General features: G+C 64.5%; 17 protein-coding genes and 1 pseudogene. 14 read left to right on the top strand and 4 right to left on the bottom strand.

Going from position 1 to position 18,748, the window contains the following annotated elements; translation table 11 throughout:
* Positions 1–175: 175 nt before the first annotated feature.
* From C1A35_RS20710 to C1A35_RS20695, 4 genes are read left to right on the top strand one after another with little or no spacing between them, the layout of a single operon-like run.
* The gene (locus C1A35_RS20710; RefSeq protein WP_104666190.1) at positions 176–1,153 is read left to right on the top strand and encodes an ABC transporter permease; all 978 of its coding nucleotides are present in this window, start codon (positions 176–178) and stop codon (positions 1,151–1,153) included.
* 1 nt (position 1,154) lies between these two features.
* On the top strand, positions 1,155–2,045 hold the full coding sequence (locus C1A35_RS20705) for an ABC transporter permease (RefSeq protein ID WP_104666121.1): 891 nt from the start codon (positions 1,155–1,157) through the stop codon (positions 2,043–2,045).
* Positions 2,042–2,845: an ABC transporter ATP-binding protein gene (locus C1A35_RS20700; RefSeq protein ID WP_104666120.1), complete on the top strand. Its 804-nt coding sequence runs from the start codon at positions 2,042–2,044 to the stop codon at positions 2,843–2,845. The genes C1A35_RS20705 and C1A35_RS20700 overlap by 4 nt, the downstream gene beginning before the upstream one ends.
* Positions 2,842–3,768 carry an ABC transporter ATP-binding protein gene (locus C1A35_RS20695; RefSeq protein WP_104666119.1) on the top strand — a complete coding sequence of 309 codons (927 nt, stop codon included), beginning with the start codon at positions 2,842–2,844 and terminating at the stop codon, positions 3,766–3,768. Before C1A35_RS20700 ends, C1A35_RS20695 begins: the two co-directional genes overlap by 4 nt.
* A 120-nt stretch (positions 3,769–3,888) precedes the next feature.
* Here C1A35_RS20695 and C1A35_RS20690 read toward each other — a convergent pair whose 3' ends face one another.
* Both C1A35_RS20690 and C1A35_RS20685 read right to left on the bottom strand, forming a co-directional pair.
* Positions 3,889–4,929 (bottom strand): glutamine synthetase beta-grasp domain-containing protein, encoded by a 1,041-nt coding sequence (locus C1A35_RS20690; RefSeq protein ID WP_104666118.1) that lies wholly within the window; start codon positions 4,927–4,929, stop codon positions 3,889–3,891.
* A 333-nt stretch (positions 4,930–5,262) separates the two neighbouring features.
* Positions 5,263–6,684: an aminotransferase-like domain-containing protein gene (locus C1A35_RS20685; protein ID WP_104666117.1), complete on the bottom strand. Its 1,422-nt coding sequence runs from the start codon at positions 6,682–6,684 to the stop codon at positions 5,263–5,265.
* 101 nt (positions 6,685–6,785) lie between these two features.
* Between C1A35_RS20685 and C1A35_RS20680 the strand changes: the two genes are divergently transcribed.
* Positions 6,786–7,649: a DMT family transporter gene (locus C1A35_RS20680; protein WP_104666116.1), complete on the top strand. Its 864-nt coding sequence runs from the start codon at positions 6,786–6,788 to the stop codon at positions 7,647–7,649.
* A 51-nt stretch (positions 7,650–7,700) separates the two neighbouring features.
* Here C1A35_RS20680 and C1A35_RS20675 read toward each other — a convergent pair whose 3' ends face one another.
* Positions 7,701–8,594, bottom strand: a complete 894-nt coding sequence (locus C1A35_RS20675) for a LysR family transcriptional regulator (RefSeq protein WP_104666115.1) — start codon at positions 8,592–8,594, stop codon at positions 7,701–7,703.
* A 111-nt stretch (positions 8,595–8,705) separates the two neighbouring features.
* On the opposite strand from C1A35_RS20675, the gene C1A35_RS20670 reads away from it, so the two are divergent.
* The 9 genes and pseudogenes from C1A35_RS20670 to C1A35_RS20625 all read left to right on the top strand — a co-directional run bounded on the left by C1A35_RS20670 (position 8,706) and on the right by C1A35_RS20625 (position 17,648).
* On the top strand, positions 8,706–9,575 hold the full coding sequence (locus C1A35_RS20670; RefSeq protein ID WP_104666114.1) for an NmrA family NAD(P)-binding protein: 870 nt from the start codon (positions 8,706–8,708) through the stop codon (positions 9,573–9,575).
* A gap of 70 nt (positions 9,576–9,645) precedes the next feature.
* A complete protein-coding gene (locus tag C1A35_RS20665; RefSeq protein WP_104666113.1) occupies positions 9,646–9,894 on the top strand; it encodes a DUF2798 domain-containing protein in 249 nt (82 codons plus the stop codon).
* 163 nt (positions 9,895–10,057) lie between these two features.
* Complete coding sequence (locus C1A35_RS20660) at positions 10,058–10,753, top strand: helix-turn-helix domain-containing protein (RefSeq protein WP_199772986.1); 696 nt, start codon at positions 10,058–10,060, stop codon at positions 10,751–10,753.
* 158 nt (positions 10,754–10,911) lie between these two features.
* Positions 10,912–11,658 carry a GntR family transcriptional regulator gene (locus C1A35_RS20655; RefSeq protein WP_104666112.1) on the top strand — a complete coding sequence of 249 codons (747 nt, stop codon included), beginning with the start codon at positions 10,912–10,914 and terminating at the stop codon, positions 11,656–11,658.
* 138 nt (positions 11,659–11,796) lie between these two features.
* Positions 11,797–13,289: pseudogene (locus tag C1A35_RS37355) on the top strand (putative N-acetylmannosamine-6-phosphate 2-epimerase).
* Positions 13,286–14,620 (top strand): ABC transporter substrate-binding protein, encoded by a 1,335-nt coding sequence (locus C1A35_RS20640; protein ID WP_104666110.1) that lies wholly within the window; start codon positions 13,286–13,288, stop codon positions 14,618–14,620. The pseudogene C1A35_RS37355 and the gene C1A35_RS20640 overlap by 4 nt, the downstream one beginning before the upstream one ends.
* 237 nt (positions 14,621–14,857) lie before the next feature.
* Entirely contained in the window at positions 14,858–15,745 is an 888-nt protein-coding gene (locus C1A35_RS20635; RefSeq protein ID WP_104666109.1) for a carbohydrate ABC transporter permease, read from the top strand.
* On the top strand, positions 15,742–16,563 hold the full coding sequence (locus C1A35_RS20630; RefSeq protein WP_104666108.1) for a carbohydrate ABC transporter permease: 822 nt from the start codon (positions 15,742–15,744) through the stop codon (positions 16,561–16,563). Before C1A35_RS20635 ends, C1A35_RS20630 begins: the two co-directional genes overlap by 4 nt.
* Before the next feature lie 17 nt (positions 16,564–16,580).
* On the top strand, positions 16,581–17,648 hold the full coding sequence (locus C1A35_RS20625; RefSeq protein WP_104666107.1) for an ABC transporter ATP-binding protein: 1,068 nt from the start codon (positions 16,581–16,583) through the stop codon (positions 17,646–17,648).
* 40 nt (positions 17,649–17,688) lie between these two features.
* Here C1A35_RS20625 and C1A35_RS20620 read toward each other — a convergent pair whose 3' ends face one another.
* Positions 17,689–18,660, bottom strand: coding sequence for a quinone oxidoreductase family protein (locus C1A35_RS20620; RefSeq protein ID WP_104666106.1), 972 nt, complete (start codon positions 18,658–18,660; stop codon positions 17,689–17,691).
* Positions 18,661–18,748 lie beyond the last annotated feature (88 nt).

Genomic DNA, 18,748 nt, shown 5'->3' with positions numbered 1-18,748 from the left:
AGGCGCGGCGCCCTCGCGGACGACGATCCGCGAGGGCGCCGCGTCTCGCAACAGTGGCGGGCGGCCTTCGTCCGCCACGCGATCGTCCTGGCCCTTGCACGGCCGGCCGATCCGACAAGAAGACAGCCCTGCCGCCTGACGCCACACGTGGCGGCCGCAGTCGATGGAGTTCCCGATGGCCTTTCTGCTACGCCGCCTGTGCTTCTACCTGGCGGCCTTCGTCGCGGCTGCGACGATCAATTTCTTCCTGCCGCGGCTGATGCCCGGCGATCCGGTGCAGATCATGTTTTCGAGCGCCGGCGCCGAGCTGCCGCCCGAAAGCCTGCAGGCCCTGAAACTCACCTTCGGCTTCGTCGACGGCCCGCTCTGGCAGCAGTACCTCACCTATCTCGGCAGCATCTTCAGCGGCGATCTTGGCCGCTCGATCAAATATTTCCCGCTGCCGGTGACCACGGTGCTCGGCAATGCGCTCGTCTGGACCGTCGGCCTGATGGGCACCGCCACCATCGTCAGCTTCGCGCTCGGCACCTTCCTCGGCATTCTCGCCGCCTGGCGGCGCGGCAGCCTGTTCGACGTCATCGTTTCCGTCGGCGCGATATTCGCGACCTCGGTTCCGGCCGTCGTCACCTCGCTGATCGTCGTCTTCACCTTCGGCTTCACGCTTGGCTGGTTCCCGACCGGCTATTCCGCCGACCCGGCGCTCGACCCGGCCTTCACCTTCGAATATCTGGGCAGCGTGCTTTATCACGGCATCCTGCCGATGCTGACGCTCTGCGCCGTTCTGACCGGCGGCTTCGCCGTGACCATGCGCAACAACATGATCAATCTGCTTGGCGAGGACTACATCGTCATGGCCCGCGCCAAGGGGCTCTCCGACACCCGCGTCATGCTCTGGTACGCCGCGCGAAACGCGCTGCTGCCGACCGTGTCGAGCCTTGCGATCGCCATTGGCACCGTGCTCGGCGGCTCGCTGGTGACCGAGGTGGTGTTCAACTATCCGGGTCTCGGCAACATCCTCTACCAGGCGATCCTCGCCCGCGATTACCCCGTCATCCAGGGACAGCTCTTGATCATGACCGCCACCATGCTCATCGCCAACTTCGTCGTCGATGTCAGCTACGTGCTGCTCGACCCGCGACTGAAGAGGGCGTGATATGAAGACTTCCTCCTTCCCGCTCATCCATAACCGCAAGGCCATGGTCGGGGCGCTGATCGTCGCCTTCATCTTGGCTGTGGCGATCGCAGCACCTCTCTTGACCTCCTACGATCCGAGCGCCCGTGTCGGACGGCCGCACCAGGCGCCGTCGCTCGAACACTGGCTCGGCACCACCCGCATCGGCCAGGATGTCTTTGCCCGTCTCGTCTACGGCGCCCGCACCTCGCTTGCCGTCGGCTTCGGCGCCGGGCTGCTGATCACGATCGTGGGCACGGCGCTCGGCATCATCGCCGGCTATCGCGGCGGCAAGATCGACGAGATCATCAGCTTCTTCACCAACATGGTGCTCGTTGTGCCGAACCTGCCGCTGCTGCTGGTGCTTGCCGCCTTCATCGGCCAGGCAAGCCCCTGGGTGATCGCCCTCATTCTCGGCTGCACGTCCTGGGCCTGGGGCGCTCGCGTCACCCGCGCCGAGACGCTTTCGGTCAAGCAGAAGGACTATGTGAAATCGGCCGAAATGATGGGCGAGCCGCGCTGGCGCATCATGACCTTCGAGATCTTCCCCAACCTGATCTCGATCGTCGGCATCAACTTCATCGGCAGCGTGATCTTTGCGATCATCACCCAGGCGACGCTCGAGTTCCTCGGCCTCGGCGACCCCAAGGTCGTCTCCTGGGGCACCATGCTCTACGCGGCGCAGAAGGCGTCCGCCCTTTCCGTCGGCGCCTGGTGGGACATTCTGACACCCTGCTTCGCGCTTGCCTTCCTCGGCATCGGCCTGTCGCTGCTCAACTTTGCCGTCGACGAAATCGCCAATCCGCGACTTCGCACCGGCAACCGGCTCGGCCGCTGGTCCGCGCTCATCCGCTCCGGGGAGGGCCGCCTGTGACCGCACCTCTGCTTTCCGTCAAGAACCTGACCATTGATTACATTGGCGAGACCAACGATTTCCGCGCCGTCGACAATGTCAGCTTCGACGTTGCACCCGGCGAAGTCTTCGGCCTCGCCGGTGAGAGCGGCTGTGGCAAGAGCACGATCGCCTTTGCCATCAGCCGCCTGCACAAGCCGCCGGCGCTGATCCGCAAGCACAGCGCCATCCTGCTCGATGGCCGCAACGTGCTCGATCTCGATCAGAAGGATCTCGCCGACTTCCGCTGGCGCGAAGTGGCAATGGTGTTCCAGAGCGCGATGAATTCGCTGAACCCGGTCCTGCGCATCGAGCAGCAGTTCTACGACGTATTGAGAACGCACAAGCGCATCACCCGCGCGCAGGCGCGCGACCGCACCGCCGAGATGCTCAGGCTCGTCGATATTTCGCCGGACCGGATGCGCGACTATCCGCACCAGTTTTCCGGCGGCATGCGCCAGCGCATCGTCATTGCCATCTGCCTGGCGCTCGATCCGCGGCTGATCGTCATGGACGAGCCGACGACGGCGCTCGACGTGGTCGTGCAGCGCGAGATCCTGCAGCGGATCAACGAACTCCGGCGCAAGCTCGGCTTTGCCGTGCTCTTCATCACCCACGACCTCGGGCTGATGGTGCAGTTCTGCGACCGCATCGGCATCATGCTCGGCGGCAAGCTGGTCGAACAGGGCACCGCCGACGCCATCTACCGGACACCCGAGCACGACTATACCAAGAAGCTCTGGGCCTCCTTCCCCTCGCTGCACGGAGGCGTTCTTCGATGACCGGTCCATCCGCACCCACCCTGACCCTGGACCCCATCCTCACCCTGGACAAGGTCAGCAAGACCTTCGGCAACGGACCGGGCGCCGTGCGCGCCGCACGGTCCATCTCGTTCTCTCTGCATGCGGGACGAGCACTCGCCGTCGTCGGCGAATCCGGCAGCGGCAAGACCACCTGCGCCCGCATCGCGATGCGCGAATACGAGCCGAGCGAAGGACGGCTGCTCTACAAAGGCAGGCCTGTCGATGCCGCCGGCGCCAGGGAAATCGCCGACTATCGCCGCTCGGTGCAGATGATCTTCCAGGATCCCTTCGCCTCGCTCAATCCGGCCCACACGATCGCCTACCACCTGAAGCGGCCGCTGATGCTGCATCGTCCTGACATCAAGGGTGCGGCCGTCGCCGAGGAGATCAAGGCGCTGCTGAGGCAGGTGAAGCTCGATCCTGACATCGTCGCGCCGAAGTATCCGCACGAACTCTCCGGCGGCCAGCGCCAACGTGTCAACATCGCCCGGGCGCTCGCCGCCAAGCCCGAGGTCATCGTCGCCGACGAGCCCACCTCGATGCTCGATGTGTCCGTGCGGCTCGGCGTGCTCAATCTCTTGAGTGAAATGAAGCGCGAGATGAACCTCGGCCTGCTCTACATCACCCACGACATCGCGACCGCCCGCTACGTCGCCGAGGACATCGCGGTGATGTACGCCGGGCAGATCGTCGAATGGGGCAACACCGGCAAGGTCATCGACAATCCGGCCCATCCCTACACCAAGCTGCTGCTCTCGGCCGTACCGGACCCGGACATCCGCTTCGACGACCCGAACGCCCACGTGAGTTCAGCGCACGCGGATGAAACGCGCCGCCGGTCGGCCGCAGATCAGGCGACGATCCGCGAGGTGGAACCCGACCACTTCGTGCGCGCGGCCTGAACGCTCGCCGATAGGACCAACAAAAAACGCCCCGCAAGCCGCGGGGCGTTTTTTGTTGGTCGCGAAAAGCGCAACCCCGTCGATTTGGCCCGGCGCACGCAGGCGCGCCGGGCCATAAAATCAGGCGGCTTCGCGCTTTTCGACGTCGGTCGGAACCGTCGAGATCGTCTTCAGGATCTGCGAGGCGATCTGGTAGGGGTCGCCCTTGGAGTTCGGGCGGCGATCTTCGAGGTAACCCTTGTAGTCGTTGTTGACGAAGCTGTGCGGAACGCGGATCGACGCGCCGCGGTCGGCCACACCGTAGCTGAACTGGTGGATCGAGGCGGTTTCGTGCTTGCCGGTCAGGCGCATGTGGTTATCAGGACCGTAGACGGCGATGTGATCGGCGCGAGCCTCGGCAAAGGCAGCCATCAGCTCTTCGAAGTATTCCTTGCCACCGACTTCGCGCATGTAGGCGGTCGAGAAGTTGGCATGCATGCCCGAGCCGTTCCAGTCGGTGTCGCCGAGCGGCTTGCAGTGGTATTCGACGTCGATGCCGTACTTTTCCGTCAGGCGCTGCAAGAGGTAGCGGGCAAGCCAGATCTCGTCGGCAGCCTTGCGCGAGCCCTTACCGAACACCTGGAATTCCCACTGGCCCTTGGCGACTTCGGCATTGATGCCTTCATGGTTGATGCCCGCAGCCAGGCAGATGTCGAGGTGCTCTTCGACGATCTTGCGAGCCACGTCGCCAACGTTGCTGAAGCCGACGCCGCAGTAATAGGGGCCCTGCGGCGCGGGGTAGCCGGCGTCCGGGAAGCCGAGCGGGCGGCCGTTCTGGTAGAAGAAGTATTCCTGTTCGAAGCCGAACCAGGCGCCATCGTCTTCAAGGACCGTAGCGCGGGTGTTGGACGGATGCGGCGTCTTGGCATCCGGCATCATGACTTCGCAGAGAACCAGAACGCCGTTCTTGCGCTCCGGATCCGGGTAGACGGCGACCGGCTTCAGCACGCAGTCCGAGCTGCTGCCTTCGGCCTGCATCGTGGAGGAACCGTCAAAGCCCCAAAGCGGCAGCTGCTCAAGCTGCGGAAAAGCGTCGAATTCCTTGATCAGGGTCTTGCCGCGCAGGTTCGGGGTGGGCTTGTAACCGTCGAGCCAGATGTATTCGAGCTTAAACTTTGTCATTTCGTTCTCTCACATGACGCCAGGAATGGCTTGGTTCCGAAGCGGCTGGGCAATCCAGAGTGGCTGCCCGACGACCGTTGTCAGTTAAGAAGCATTAATCGTGCCAAGTCGGATTCACGGCCGAGAATCCACGAAAACTGCCTTTGCCCGTAGGCAAGCGCGCCGGCGGACAGCTGCGATAGCGCAAGGAAGAAGCGTGTTGCGCAAAAAATAGGCAAAACCTGCCCGACTCCGCGGCACAACAGATCGGCGAGGCTCGGATCAACCTCCCCTTCTCCACAATGGCCGGAGATTGCCTCCAAAACGTGCAATCGCCATCAGCGGCCGATCCGCTCAGCCCAGCCGCGCGACACCGCATTGGCGCATGATCGAAGGCAGAAGCTTGAAGAGCCTTTCGTCATCGCATTGGGAAACGTTGAAGCGCATGAAGCCGTTGGCCGTGCCGGCATGGGAAAAGACGTTTCCGGGCGCCAACACGATCTCCTGCTGCAGCGCTTTTTGCGCCACGTCGGCGGCATCGATACCACCAGGCAGGCGACACCAGAGAAACATGCCGGCCTGTGGCTCGATCCATGGCGTGATGCCGAGGTCGCCGAGCCGCGCCGTAGTCTCGCTCATCGCCCGCGCCAGGCGCTGGCGCAGCGCCTCCATATGCTTGCGATAGCTGCCGTCCTTGAGCATCACGTAGACGAGTTCGGCCGAAAGGCTCGGCCCGCCGAAGGTGGTGGCGATTTTCAGGTCGATGAGCCCCTCGATCCAGTCTCGCGGTGCGGCGATGAAGCCGCAGCGGATCGAGGCCGAAAGGGTCTTTGAAAAGCTGCCGATCTGCACGACACGATCGAGCCCGTCGAAGGCGGCAAGCCGCGGCGCCGGCGCATGTTCGAAATCGGCGAAGATGTCATCCTCGACGATCGTCAGCCCGGCCTGTTCGGCAAGCTTCAGCAGGCGGTGAGCGACGACAGGCGAGAGCGTGGCGCTCGTCGGATTGTGAAGGCCGGAGTTGGTGATGTAGAGGCGCGGCCGATGCGTCGTCAGGACTTCGGCGAATTTCTCGAGGTCGGGCCCGGACGGCGTATAGGGCACGCTCACCACCTCGGCCCTATGGGCGCGCAGCAAAGCGTGGAAATTGAAATAGCAGGGGTCGTCGACCACGACCGTATCGCCGGGCTCGAGCAGGAAGCGGCAGAGAAGGTCGATCGCCTGGGTGCCGGATTCCGTCAGGATGATCTGGTCGGGCGACGCTTCGACGCCATGCTCGCCGAGGCGGCGCGCCAGAAGCTGGCGCAGCGGCCGGTGGCCGAGCGGCGTTCCGTAATCCGTCAGCCCGCTCGCCTCCAGCCGCGCCGCGGATTTGAGCGCGCGTCGAATGGCGGCCTCCGGCATCCAGTTCGGCGGCAGCCAGCCGCAGCCGGGCTTCAGTACGGCACCGCCCGTTTCCAGTGCCTGGCGCGACACCCAGAGCGGGTCGACCGCGCGATCGAGCCGCGGTCCAATTTCGGCCAGTGACAGGGGTGCCAGTGGCGCCGACACGAAGAAGCCGGCGCCCGGCTTCGAACGGATGACCCCTTCGGCCACCAGCCGCTCATAGGCTTCGACCACCGTGGACTTCGATACGCGCATCGTGCTGGCGAAGGCGCGGATCGAAGGAAGCTTGGCGCCGGGCGTCAGGACGCGTCCCGCGATCCGTTGCCGGATCGTCGCCATCACGCCTTCGAGCAGCGTTTCGCCGCCGATCTCCAAGTCCTGAATCGTCATCCGTACTGCTCATCTATCCAATACAGTTTTGCAAAACTGTACCGCATTGTCTCTGGCAGAGCGAGACCTTTCGACCGATACAGGCGAAAAAGGAGCCTATCATGGACAAGACGGCAGACGGTTGGGTAAGCGGTTTTCTCGGGGTGTTGATCTTCAGCGGATCACTGCCCGCGACCCGCGTCGCGGTGATGGATTTCGATCCGGTGTTCCTGACGGTGGCGCGTGCGGCGATCGCCGGCCTGCTCGGCCTCCTGCTGCTCCTCGTTTTCCGCCAGCCGCGCCCGGCGAAGGCCGACCTGGTGTCACTCGCAATCGTCGCCTTCGGCGTCGTGCTCGGCTTTCCTCTGCTGACCGCCCTCGCCTTGCAGCATGTCACCTCGGCGCATCTGATCGTCTTCGTCGGCCTTCTGCCGCTGGCAACGGCGATCTTCGGCGTCATGCGCGCCGGCGAGCGGCCGCGCCCGGCCTTCTGGCTCTTCTCCTCGCTCGGCAGCGCTGCCGTCGTCGGTTTTGCGCTGGTGCAGGGCTTTGCCGCATCGCCCGTCGGCGACCTCTTGATGCTCGGCGCCATCATCGTCTGCGGTCTCGGCTATGCCGAAGGTGCCAGCCTGTCGCGGAAACTTGGCGGCTGGCAGGTGATCTGCTGGGCGCTCGTGCTTTCGCTGCCGATCATGCTGGCGCTCACGCTCTTCACGCTGCCGGCCTCCTTCGCAAGCGTCACGAACGGCGCCTGGGCGGGTCTTGCCTATGTCTCGCTCTTCAGCATGCTCGTCGGCTTCGTCTTCTGGTATCGCGGCCTTGCGCTCGGCGGCGTCGCCGGCGTCGGACAGTTGCAGTTGCTGCAGCCCTTCTTCGGTCTTGCGCTCGCCGCGACGCTTCTCGGAGAACCGGTCAGCTGGAGCATGCTGGCGGCGACCGGCGCGATCGTTCTCTGCGTCGCCGGCGCCAAGAAGTTCGCGAAGTAGGCGGCGTCACACATCGCGAGGGATGCCGTAACGAGCGACTCCTCTTTCCGCCTAGAGGCGATCGAGCTTCAGCCGCTCGCCGAGCAGATCGAGAAAGCGGCGGATCTTTGCCGAAGGGTTCCGCCCTTCCAGCCAGAGCGCGTGGATCGGCACCGCCGCAGGCTCGAAGTCTTCAAGCACGGTTTCGACCTTGCCCGCGTCGATCAGGTGCTTGATCTGCCAGAGCGGCGAAAAGCCGAGGCCAAGCCCCTCTTCCACCGCCGAATAGATCGCGTTCATCGAGTTGGTGCGAAACGCGCCGCTCACCTTGACCGCACGCGCGCGACCGTCGACGGTGAACATCCAGACGCCGGGTCTCTCGTCCCCGGTGCGCGTGACGCAACGGTGCTCGGTCAGTTCCAACGGGTGCGACGGTCGTCCGAAGCGGTGGAAATAGGCGGGTGAGCCGAAGACCACCCGGCGAAGCGCGCCCAAGCGCTTGCCGGTCAATCCGGAATCCTGGAGATCCCCGATCCGCACGACCAGATCGAGGCCGCTCACAGCGAGGTCGACGAAGGCATCGGAAAGGTCGAGGTCCACCTCGACCTCCGGGTACTTCGCCATGTATTCGGCGATCAAAGGCATCAGGAAACGCGGGGCAAACAGGACGGGCGCTCCGAGGCGCAGGACACCTGACGGTTCGGATCGACGCTGCGCCGCCTCCGCGCGCGCCTCGTGGATCTCCTCCACCGCCGGCTTGACGCGCCGGTAGAAGCTCTCGCCCGCCTCGCTCGGCATCGAGCGGCGGGTCGTGCGATGCACCAGCTCCACGCCGACTTCCGCTTCGAGCATGGCGAGCGACCGACTGACGGTCTGCAGCGGTCGACCCAGCCGCTTGGCGGCGGCCGTCAGGCTGCCATGTTCGACGATGGCCAGGAAGGCTTCCAGATCTTCGATGCGGCTCATGACATAATCCCGTTTTTCGGCATAATAAATCACAATCGGCGCCGATTGTCCGCATTCTTATGTGTCATTAACTTGAAGCCATCACTCCTCGCGGCATCAAGGGCAGATCAGATGAACCAGCGTTCCAACACCATCCTCGTTGTCGGCGCCACCGGCCGCTTCGCCGGTCTCGTCGTTCCCGAGCTTTCGCGACGCGGCGCAACAATTCGCGCCCTCGTTCGCGACGAAACGCAGGGCGCGCTTGCAAGGTCTCGTGGTGCATCCGAGATCGCGATCGGCGATCTGCGCGAACGCGGCAGCCTCGACCGGGCGCTCGAGGGTGCCGCCGGCGTCTTCCATATAGGTCCCGCCTTTGCGCCGGACGAAACGGCGATGGGTGTGTCGATGGTCGAAGCGGCCGTGCGCGCCGGCGTCCGGAAGTTCGTCTTCTCCTCGGTGATCCAGCCGACCCATATCCGGCTGAAGAACCATGCTGCCAAGATCCCGGTTGAGGACGCGCTCTATTCCTCGACCCTCGAATACACCATCCTGCATCCGGCAAACTTCATGCAGAACCTTCGCCCCGCCTGGGCGAACGTGCTTACAACCGGCACCTTCGCCGAGCCGTTTCCGACGACAACGCGCATCGCCCGTGTCGACTACCGTGATGTTGCCGAGGTCGCGGCCATCGCGCTCACCGAGGACCGGCTCGCCCATGCGACGCTGGAACTCAGCGCCGAGGGCCGGCACAACCGCGAAGAAATCGCCCGCATGATGAGCGCCGCGCTCGGCCGGCCGATCGTTGCGGCCGACATCGGCTTCCACGAATGGGCAAAGCCGATTGCGGCAAAATACACCGACCACCAGCTGGAATTGCTCGCCAGGGTGCACGCCCACTATGCCGAAGTCGGCCTCGGCGGCAACAGCCTAACCCTTCGTGCAGCCCTTCAGCGCGAACCCCGCAGCCTCGAGAGCTTCATCCGCGAGCTGGCGCAGGCCTAGCGACGAAAACCGCCCGACGCGGGCGCTCGACAGCCATTCCCTTCTCCTCAAGATCCCGGAGTTCACCCGCATGCCAAAGAAGCTTCCTCACCGCTATCAGGCGATCGTCATGCCACTTGTCCTTTCGGTGCTGATGTCCGCTATCGTCTCCTTCGTCTCTACCGCGAGCGGCAGCGGTTTTCAGCCGGGCTTGCTCTCCCTATGGCTCCAGGCTTGGGCCTTCTCCTGGCTGGTCGCGTTCCCGAGCCTGCTCCTTGTTCTGCCGGTCGTGCGCCGGATCGTGGCGGCGACGGTGGAGCAGCCGCGCAGCAGTTCTTGAGACGGCAGCGTCGTGCTTACCCTCGTCCTCGGCGTCCGTCCGCCGGAAGCTGCCATTGCCGCCCCGACCGCCGCCGTCGTCGAGTTTTTTAGGATACCTAAAAACGATTGACAGGAATTCGGCGTGCACCCTAGCTTGAGGAGAGACGAGAAGGGGACAGACAGTGACGACGGACCATGCCAGCGGCGCATCGACCGGCGAGGCAGAGGCGCCGTCGCTCGGCGATCGCCTGCGCCAGAGGCGCAAGGCGCTGAAAATGACGCTTCAGGAGGTCGCCGACGAGGCAGGCTTTTCCGTCGGCTTCATCTCGCAGATCGAACGCGGCATCACCGTTCCGTCGCTGACCTCGCTGATCGCCGTCTGTCGGACGCTGAAGGTCGAGGCCGGCAGCTTCCTCAACCCGCCGAAGGTGGCGACGCCATTCACCCGCCGCGAAGACCGGCCCGTCTACGGCCTCGGCGGAGACAGCGGTAAGGCGGTCTCCTACGAGCGGCTCTCCGCGTCGTTTCCGGGCAACGTGCTCAGAAGCACCATCATCCACGAGCCGCCCGGCCATCGCAGCGAGCCGATGTCGCATGAGGGGGAAGAGATTTTCTTCATCCTGGAGGGCGCGCTGACGCTGGAAGTGGACGGCGAGCCGATGGTTCTCGAGGCGGGCGACTCGGCCCATTTCCCGTCGCTGCGCGTCCATACGATGTGGAACCACACCAGCGAGCCGACCACGATCCTGCACACCTGCACCATGGATGTCTTCGGCGATGGCGCCCCGTCGGGAAGCCCTGCCGACAGCCTTGCGGTGACGCGCGCCGAGAACCGGCTGAGCGCATCCGGCAAGATCGAAAGCGGGCAAGGAAACTGAGTGGAGATTGGCGGTGGCCCGCGCGGAACGCGCCGGCGCTCGCCGCCGGATGCGGCGCTGAGGCGACAAATCGGCACTCGCATGAACCCAGCTGATAATACCAGTTTAAAACCGACAAAAAATTTTGCATAAGGACTCATCTCGAAAAGGTGGTCCTCATGAGCGATCAAGCAACTCTCGATTTTCTTGCACGCGCCATGTCGGGCGACAGCGGCGAGCCGCTCTACCGTCGCCTGGAAGAGGCGATCAAGCAGGCGATCAATGCGTCGACCCTTCGCCGCGGCGCGGTCATTCCCAGCGAACGGGACTTGAGCGAGGGCCTTTCGATCTCGCGCGTCACCGTGCGCAAGGCGATCGAAGGGCTCGTCGCCGACGGCCTGCTCGACCGTCGCCAGGGCGCAAAGACCGTGGTTTCCTCACGCGTCGAGAAGTCGCTGGCGACGATGACGAGCTTCTCCGAAGATATGCGCTCGCGTGGCCTTGAGCCCGGCTGCACCTGGATTTCGCGCGAAATCAGCCGTCCATCACCCGCCGAAATGATGGCACTCGGCATTCCCGCGGGAGAAAAAATCGTACGCCTCCGGCGCTTGAGAACGGCCAACGACACCCCGATCGCGATCGAAACGGCGTCGCTTCCCGCCCGCTTCGTGCCGGATCCCGACGCAATCGGCGCATCGCTGTACGAATATCTGGCCGCCCACGGGGCGCTTCCCGTTCGGGCGCTGCAGCGCATGCAGGCAAAGCCTGCGAGCGAGGAGGAGCGGCGCCTGCTCGCAACGCCCGAGGATACGAGCCTGCTCGTCATGGAGCGGCGCTGTTTCTTGGCCGACGGGCAGATCGTCGAGTTCACCCAGACCAAGTACCGGGGCGACGTCTACGATTTCGTCATCGAACTGATGCGATAATACCAGTATAATTCCTGTTGCAATCTGGTCTTACACTGATACCGTGAGGCCTCCATTGGGAGAGCCTGCGTGACCTTCGACATCCATAGCCTCAAGCACGGCCTGATCGTTTCCTGCCAACCGGTGAAGGGCGGCGTGATGGACAATGCCGCCATGGTTGTCGGTTTCGCGCTGGCAGCACTCGACGGCGGCGCAACGGCCCTTCGCATCGAATCCGCGGACTATGTTCGCGCCGTGCGCCAGGCGACCGATCGCCCGATCATCGGTCTCGTCAAGCGTGACCTTGAGACCTCGCCGATCCGCATCACCCCCTTCATCGAGGACGTCGATGCCCTGGCGGAAGCCGGCGCCGATATCATCGCCTATGATGCCACCGCCCGCGAACGGCCGGTCGCGACCAGAACGCTGATCGAGCGCATCCACGCAGCCGGCAAGGTCGCCATGGCCGATTGCTCGGTTTTCGCCGACGCCGAGCGGGCCCTTACCGAAGGCGCCGACATCGTCGGCTCCACCCTTGCCGGTTACACCGGACCGGTCGAGCCGACCGAACCGGACTTCGCCCTCATCGCCGCCATGTCCAGGCTGACCCCTCACGTGGTCGCCGAGGGCTGCGTGCGCACGCCCGAACAGGCCGCCCAGGCGCTACAGGCCGGGGCCTTCACCGTCGTCGTCGGCTCCGCGATCACGCGGCCAGAGCACGTGACGTCTTGGTTCAGGCAGGCGCTCGACCAGACGCTTGCCGGAAGCGAGGTCTGAAAATGGCTGAGCCCCGGACCGTTCTCGCGATCGACGTCGGCGGCACGAAGATGCTGGCCGCCCTCGTCCGGGGGACAGAGATCGTCGACACGCTGCGGATGCCGACCCCCCGCGCAGGCGATCCGGGGCAGTGGCTCACCGCCCTTTTCGGCGCGATCGAGCCCTGGCGCGGCGCCTACGGCGCGGTCGGCGCCGCGGTCACCGGTATCGTCGACGACGGCCATTGGTCGGCGCTCAACCGCAAGACCCTCGACATCCCCGATCGTTTTCCGCTGACGGAGACGATCGGGCAGCTGGCAGGCGTGCCGGTGCTGGCTGCAAACGATGCCCATGCGGCAGCCTGGGGCGAATACGCCTTTGGCGCCGGCAGTCGCGAAGACATGGTCTTCCTGACGATCTCCACCGGCATCGGCGGCGGCATCATCCTGAACGGGCGCCTGCTCGAAGGACTCGCCGGACACTTCGGCCAGTCGCGCAGTGTCGAATGGCCCGATGACGTGCTCGAAGATCGCGTATCCGGCCACTGGATCGCCAGGGAGGCTGCGCCCCACCAATCGGGCGCCACGGCGCGCGACGTCTTTGCCGCGGCCCGAAATGCCGAGGCCTGGGCCAAGCGCATCGTTACAACATCCGCGGAGCGAACCGCTCTGCTCTGCCGCAACATCCAGCTGACGTTGGACCCGAAACGCATCGTCATCGGCGGCAGTATCGGCCTGGCCGAAGGCTATCTCGCCGCCGTCGAACGCGCACTGGAGCCAGTGCCGCTACGCCTTCGGCCATCGTTGCATGCCGCCGCCCTTGGGGAGAATGCGGGGGTGGTTGGCATCGCTGATCTTGCAGAGCGTCAACAAAACTTGAGGGAGAACCAAAAATGACATTTGCGACCACGAAACGACGCGCGCTGCTTGCGGCGGCGAGCATTGCGGGCCTGCTGGCGGCCACGCCAGCCCTTGCGGAAGTAACGGTGCTCGGCTGGCCGGGCGGCCCGGAAGAGACGGCGCTGCGCGCCGCGGCCGATGCCTACAACGCCAAGTCCGACGTTGCCGAGAACGACAAGGTCGAACTTCTGTTCTTCAACCGCGACGGTTTCTGGGACAAGCTGCAGGCCGATCTCGCCGCCGGCTCGAAGGCCTTCGACCTCAACCTGCTCGCCACCTATTCGATCGGCCGCTACGCGCCGTTCATGGAGCCGGTCGAGCTTTCAGGCGAAGCAAAATCGGTCTACGGCGACTCCGTGCTGTCGACCATGCAGTACGAGGGCAAGCAATATGGCGTGCCGACCGATCTCTCGCTGCATTTCATGTACTTCCGCAAGGACCTGATCGAGGCGCTGCTGAAGGATGACGCCGGCAAGGCGAAATATGCCGAGATCTCGGAAAAGCACCTCGGCAAGAAGCTGGAGCCAAAGACCCCGGACGAATGGACCTGGGACGATTACGCCGCCACCGCGCTCTATTTCACACAAGCCGTCAACCCGGACAGCCCGACGCGCTACGGCACCGTGCTGCAGCTCAAGAACCTGCTGTTCAACATCATGGTCTGGCAGTCGGTGCCGCGCGCCTATGGTGCGAACTGGATGGACGACAGCGGCAAGATCACCGTGAACTCCGATGCCTACCGCAAGGGCCTCGAGATCTACAAGCTGCTCTATGACAACGGCGCGACGCCGAAGGACTCGCTGTCCTACGAGTTTGCCGAGGCGAATGCCGCCTTTGCCTCCGGACAGGTGGCCGCCATGCTGCAGTGGAATGCGGCCGCCAGCGATCTGACCAGCAAGGAGAAGTCACCGGCTGTTGCCGACGTCACCGAAACGGTGGCGCCGCCTGCAGGTCCGGAAGGGCGCTTCACCCATATCCACGGCCTCGGCTTCGGCCTCAACAAGAATGCCGAAAACAAGGACGGTGCGGCCAAGTTCCTGAAGTGGCTGTCGTCCAAGGAAGCCGCCCTGACCTACGCCAAGAACAACGGCGCACCGGCCCTGACGCCGGAGGTGGTCGCCGAGGTTGCGGAATCCCGGCCTGACCTCGTCAAGCTCGGCGAATTCGCCGGCAAGTATGGTTACGTCATGAGCGGCGCCACCTCGGCCAAGGCACTGTCAGTCTATGAACTGCAGGCCAAGGAGTTCACCGGCTACTGGTCCGGCCAGCAGTCGATCGACGATGCGCTCGCCAACACCGAAAAGGGCATGGCGGACCTGCTGAAGTAAGGGACGGGGTTGCGGCGTCCTCGCGGAGGCCGCAACCCCGCACCAAGCACGCGTAATGGGAATGCTTCTCCGCCCTCATCCCGGTGCTTTGCACGGGATCCGCGTGCGCCGCCTCCGCAGCGCGGAATGCCTTCAGTCCGGGATCTGGGCTGGGTGGTTTCCTGCCAAGGCACGGGGGGACCGAAAAAAGTACCTGCCGTTCCTTTGCCCTCCGGACAACAGACACAGATCGGTGCCATGACGATAGCCAGACCGCAAACCAATGCCCCCGAGTTCCGGCTGCTCGCCACGCCGCTCGTCCTCTTCCTGCTCGTGTTCCTGGGGTTCCCGGCCCTCGTCAATCTGATCTATTCGGTCTCCGAGGTTACCTTCGAGACGCTCCGCCAGCCGAGGTTCACGGGGCTTGCGAACTTCCTCTCGGTCTGGAGCGACGCAGCCTTCTGGCAGGCGAGCTGGTTCTCTCTGCGCTTCGGCCTCTTGACCGCTGTTCTCGAATGCCTGCTCGGTCTGTTTCTCGCGATCTTCCTGTCACCGCTGATCGAAAGGCGGAGCTGGCTGATGGCGATCCTGATGCTGCCGCTGATGGTTGCGCCAGCGCTGGTCGGGCTCATGTACCGGCTCGTCCTGCACGAATTCGTCGGCCCCGTGCCCTACTATCTCTGGACCTATTTCGGCGCCAGCATCTCGTTCCTCGGACCCGGCTCCGCCTTCTGGACGCTGGTCGTCGTCGAAACGCTGCAATGGACACCGTTCACGCTGCTGCTTTTCTACATGGCCTATCAGGCGATCCCCTCCGAGATTGCCGAAGCATCCGCCATGGACGGGGCACGAAGCCTGCAGCGCCTGTGGTTCATCGAGCTGCCGATGATGGGACCGACGATTGCTGCCGCCCTGCTCATCCGCTTCATCGACGGCTTCCGCGTCTTCGACAACGTCTATGTGCTGACCGGCAGCGGCCCGGGCGGTTCGACGGCGTCGCTGTCGATCTACATCTACGAGGCCTTCTTCAAGCAGGGTGCCATCGGCAAGGCCGTCGCCGCCTCGGTCGTCCTGTTCGTCGCCTCCTTCGCCGTGCTCTACGGTCTCAATGCGCTCGCCAGCCGGCGGAAAGGAGCCAAGCGATGATCACGATACTCCGTTGGTTCGTATTCGCTGTTGCCGCCATCGCCTTGAACTTCCCGGTGCTGGTGACGCTTTCCACCTCGTTCAAGAGTGCACGCGAGCTTTCCGGCAATCCCGGTCTCTGGGTCCAGGCTCCGACATTTGAGAACTACCGCACCGTGTTCGAGGTCTCCGACCGGCTGAACATCTTCCTCTATCTGTTCAACAGCCTCACTGTGGCGCTGATGGGAACCGTGCTTGCCGTGGCGCTGGCGCTTCCCGCCGCCTACGCGATCGCCCGCGGCCGGATCGGCGAACGCACGCTTCTGCCCTTCATCGTCAATCTGCGCGCCGTGCCGCTGATCATCTTCGCCATCCCGCTCTACATGATGTTCCAGTGGCTGGCGCTGCTCGACACGCGCCTAGGCCTGGGGCTGATCCTGACGATCGTCAACCTGCCGTTGGCGCTCGTCATTCTCGTCAATGCCATCCGCGACCTGCCCGCGGAACTGGACGAGGCAGCCCTCATGGATGGTGCGAACCGCACGCAGATCCTCATCAAGGTCGTGACGCCGCTCTGCCGTCCGGCAATCGTCACCAGCCTGATCTTCGGCTTCATCACCGCGTGGAACGAATTCCTCTTCGGCCTGATGCTGACGACCTCAAAGGCGGTTCCAGTCACCGTCGGGGCGTCGTTCTTCTTTGCCGCAAGCGGCGGCGGCGTGCAGTGGGGCGTTGCCTCCGCCGTGATGATCGTCGGCGCCCTGCCGCCAATGCTGCTCGGCCTCGTCATGTACCGCCAGATCAGCGGATCGATGACCGCCGGCGCGGTCAAGGGTTGATATTTGAGGAGACATGCATGGGAACGATTTCGCTCAAGAAAGCCGGCAAGCGCTATGGCGCAGTGGAGATCATCCGGGAGCTCGACCTCGAGATCGCCGACGGTGAATTCGTCGTCATCGTCGGGCCCTCCGGCTGCGGCAAGTCAACGCTGTTGCGCATGATCGCCGGCCTCGAGGCGACGACCGACGGCCAGATCCTGATCGATGGACGGGACGTGACGTCGGCTTCGCCGGTCGATCGCCAGCTGGCCATGGTTTTCCAGTCCTATGCGCTCTATCCGCACATGACCGTGCGGCAGAACATGGGCTTCGGCCTGCGGCTCGCCAAGGTGCCGTCGGCAACCGCCAGGGCCAAGATCGAGGCGGCGGCGGAAACGCTGAAGCTCACGCCCCTGCTCGACCGCTATCCGAAGGAGCTCTCCGGCGGCCAGCGCCAGCGCGTCGCCATCGGGCGGGCGATCGTGCGCGAGCCGGTCGGCTTTCTCTTCGACGAGCCGTTGTCAAACCTCGATGCGGCGTTGCGCGTCGATATGCGGCTTGAGATCGCCAAGCTGCATCGCACGCTCGGCGCCACCATGATCTACGTGACCCACGACCAGGTGGAGGCGATGACGCTGGCCGACAGGATCGTGGTGATGAAGGACGGGCGGATCATGCAGCAGGGTCGCCCGAGAGACCTCTACGAAAGGCCGGCGAACCTGTTCGTTGCGCAGTTCATCGGCAGCCCGAAGATGAACCTCTTGCCCTGCCGACGCGATCAGGGCGACCGTCTCGACCTCAGCGGCGAAGGCAATCTGACGCTTGCCATGCCGGGCATGGCCGCGCCCGAGCAGCTCGGGGCAAGACCCGAACACCTGGCGCTGGTTGCGCCGGAAAGCGGTCATTGCCGCGGCGTCGTCGAGGCAAGCGAGTATCTCGGCGGCAATATGAGCGTCTTCGTTCGTGCCGGCCGGCTGGGTCTCATCAATGTCAGCGCGCCGGCCGACACGCCGTTCCGCGTCGGCGAGGCCGTCGGCATCCGGATCGACGAGAGCCGGTCCTCGCTGTTCGACGGTGCGGGCGCCGCAATCGGCGCCCATCCCTAAGGTCCCGTCGCGAATACGAAGATAGCTGGCGTGGCACGCACTAAGGCAGCAGCACCATGGCGCCCGTCGTCTGGCGGTCTTCGAGCCGACGATGGGCTTCGGCTGCCTCTGCCAGCGGCAGGCGTGCGTGCACGGGGATCGTCACCACGCCGCTTCCCACGACGTCGAGCAGATCCTTGCTCATCGCGGTCACGTCCTCGCGCCGCGAAAGATGCGCCGGCAACAGCGGCCAGGTGGCATAGAGCGATCCCTTGCGCGCCAGCGTCGTGATGTCGAAGGGCGGGATCGGGCCGGAGGCGGCGCCGAAGCTGACGAAGTGACCGAAGGGACGCAGACTGTCGAGCGACCCTTCGAACGTCGCCTTGCCGATGCCGTCGTAGACGACATCGGCCCCCTCGCCCTTGGTGATCTCGCGAACACGGGCGGCGAAATCCTCCGCGCTGTAATCGATCACGTGGTCGGCGCCATGGGCCCGCGCCAGCTCGGCCTTTTCGGGCGAGCCGACGGTGCCGATGACCGTTGCCCCCAGGTGCTTCGCCCATTGCGTCAGGATGAGGCCGACGCCGCCCGCCGCCGCGTGGACCAGGATCGTGTGCCCGGCCTTAACACGGAACGTGCGGCGCAGGAGATATTGCGCCGTCAGGCCCTTCAGCATCATCGCGGCCCCCGTCTCGAAATCGATACCATCAGGCAGATGCACCAGGAAATGCGCCGGCACATTATGCTCGTCCGCATAGGCGCCGAGCGCCTCGGCATAGGCGACGCGGTCGCCCGGCTTGAAGCCCTCGACACCCGACCCGACGGCGATGACCTCGCCCGCTCCCTCCTTGCCGGGAATGAACGGCAGTTGTGGCGGCGGATAGGAACCGCGGCGGAGATAGATGTCGACGAAATTGACGCCGATTGCCCGGTTGCGCACCCGGACCTCGCCGGGGCCGGGATTACCCAATTCGACATTTTCATAGGCGAGCACATCAGGCCCGCCATGCTGATGCACGCGGATTGCTTTCATGGATTTTTCCTCTGGTTGGGTTGGCTTGCCCCGGCAGGCTCCAGCCGACGGTCGATGCCGATCTGCCTGATGCGGCCATGTCGCTTCG

Origin of the sequence: Ensifer adhaerens (genome assembly GCF_002940685.1) — a bacterium.
GTDB lineage: Bacteria > Pseudomonadota > Alphaproteobacteria > Rhizobiales > Rhizobiaceae > Ensifer > Ensifer adhaerens_E.
The sequence above is the reverse complement of the archived record's forward strand: the minus strand, read 5'-3'. Positions and strand labels throughout refer to the sequence as shown.

Excerpts from the sequence above, each read along its gene's own strand:
- C1A35_RS20670 (WP_104666114.1), top strand. The coding sequence starts at position 8,706 with ATGAACCAGCGTTCCAACACCATCCTCGTTGTCGGCGCCACCGGCCGC.
- C1A35_RS20665 (WP_104666113.1), top strand. The coding sequence starts at position 9,646 with ATGCCAAAGAAGCTTCCTCACCGCTATCAGGCGATCGTCATGCCACTT.
- C1A35_RS20675 (WP_104666115.1), bottom strand. The coding sequence starts at position 8,594 with ATGAGCCGCATCGAAGATCTGGAAGCCTTCCTGGCCATCGTCGAACAT.
- C1A35_RS20705 (WP_104666121.1), top strand. The coding sequence starts at position 1,155 with ATGAAGACTTCCTCCTTCCCGCTCATCCATAACCGCAAGGCCATGGTC.
- C1A35_RS20630 (WP_104666108.1), top strand. The coding sequence starts at position 15,742 with ATGATCACGATACTCCGTTGGTTCGTATTCGCTGTTGCCGCCATCGCC.
- C1A35_RS20710 (WP_104666190.1), top strand. The coding sequence starts at position 176 with ATGGCCTTTCTGCTACGCCGCCTGTGCTTCTACCTGGCGGCCTTCGTC.
- C1A35_RS20620 (WP_104666106.1), bottom strand. The coding sequence starts at position 18,660 with ATGAAAGCAATCCGCGTGCATCAGCATGGCGGGCCTGATGTGCTCGCC.
- C1A35_RS20690 (WP_104666118.1), bottom strand. The coding sequence starts at position 4,929 with ATGACAAAGTTTAAGCTCGAATACATCTGGCTCGACGGTTACAAGCCC.
- C1A35_RS20635 (WP_104666109.1), top strand. The coding sequence starts at position 14,858 with ATGACGATAGCCAGACCGCAAACCAATGCCCCCGAGTTCCGGCTGCTC.
- C1A35_RS20625 (WP_104666107.1), top strand. The coding sequence starts at position 16,581 with ATGGGAACGATTTCGCTCAAGAAAGCCGGCAAGCGCTATGGCGCAGTG.
- C1A35_RS20640 (WP_104666110.1), top strand. The coding sequence starts at position 13,286 with ATGACATTTGCGACCACGAAACGACGCGCGCTGCTTGCGGCGGCGAGC.
- C1A35_RS20695 (WP_104666119.1), top strand. The coding sequence starts at position 2,842 with ATGACCGGTCCATCCGCACCCACCCTGACCCTGGACCCCATCCTCACC.
- C1A35_RS20655 (WP_104666112.1), top strand. The coding sequence starts at position 10,912 with ATGAGCGATCAAGCAACTCTCGATTTTCTTGCACGCGCCATGTCGGGC.
- C1A35_RS20685 (WP_104666117.1), bottom strand. The coding sequence starts at position 6,684 with ATGACGATTCAGGACTTGGAGATCGGCGGCGAAACGCTGCTCGAAGGC.
- C1A35_RS20680 (WP_104666116.1), top strand. The coding sequence starts at position 6,786 with ATGGACAAGACGGCAGACGGTTGGGTAAGCGGTTTTCTCGGGGTGTTG.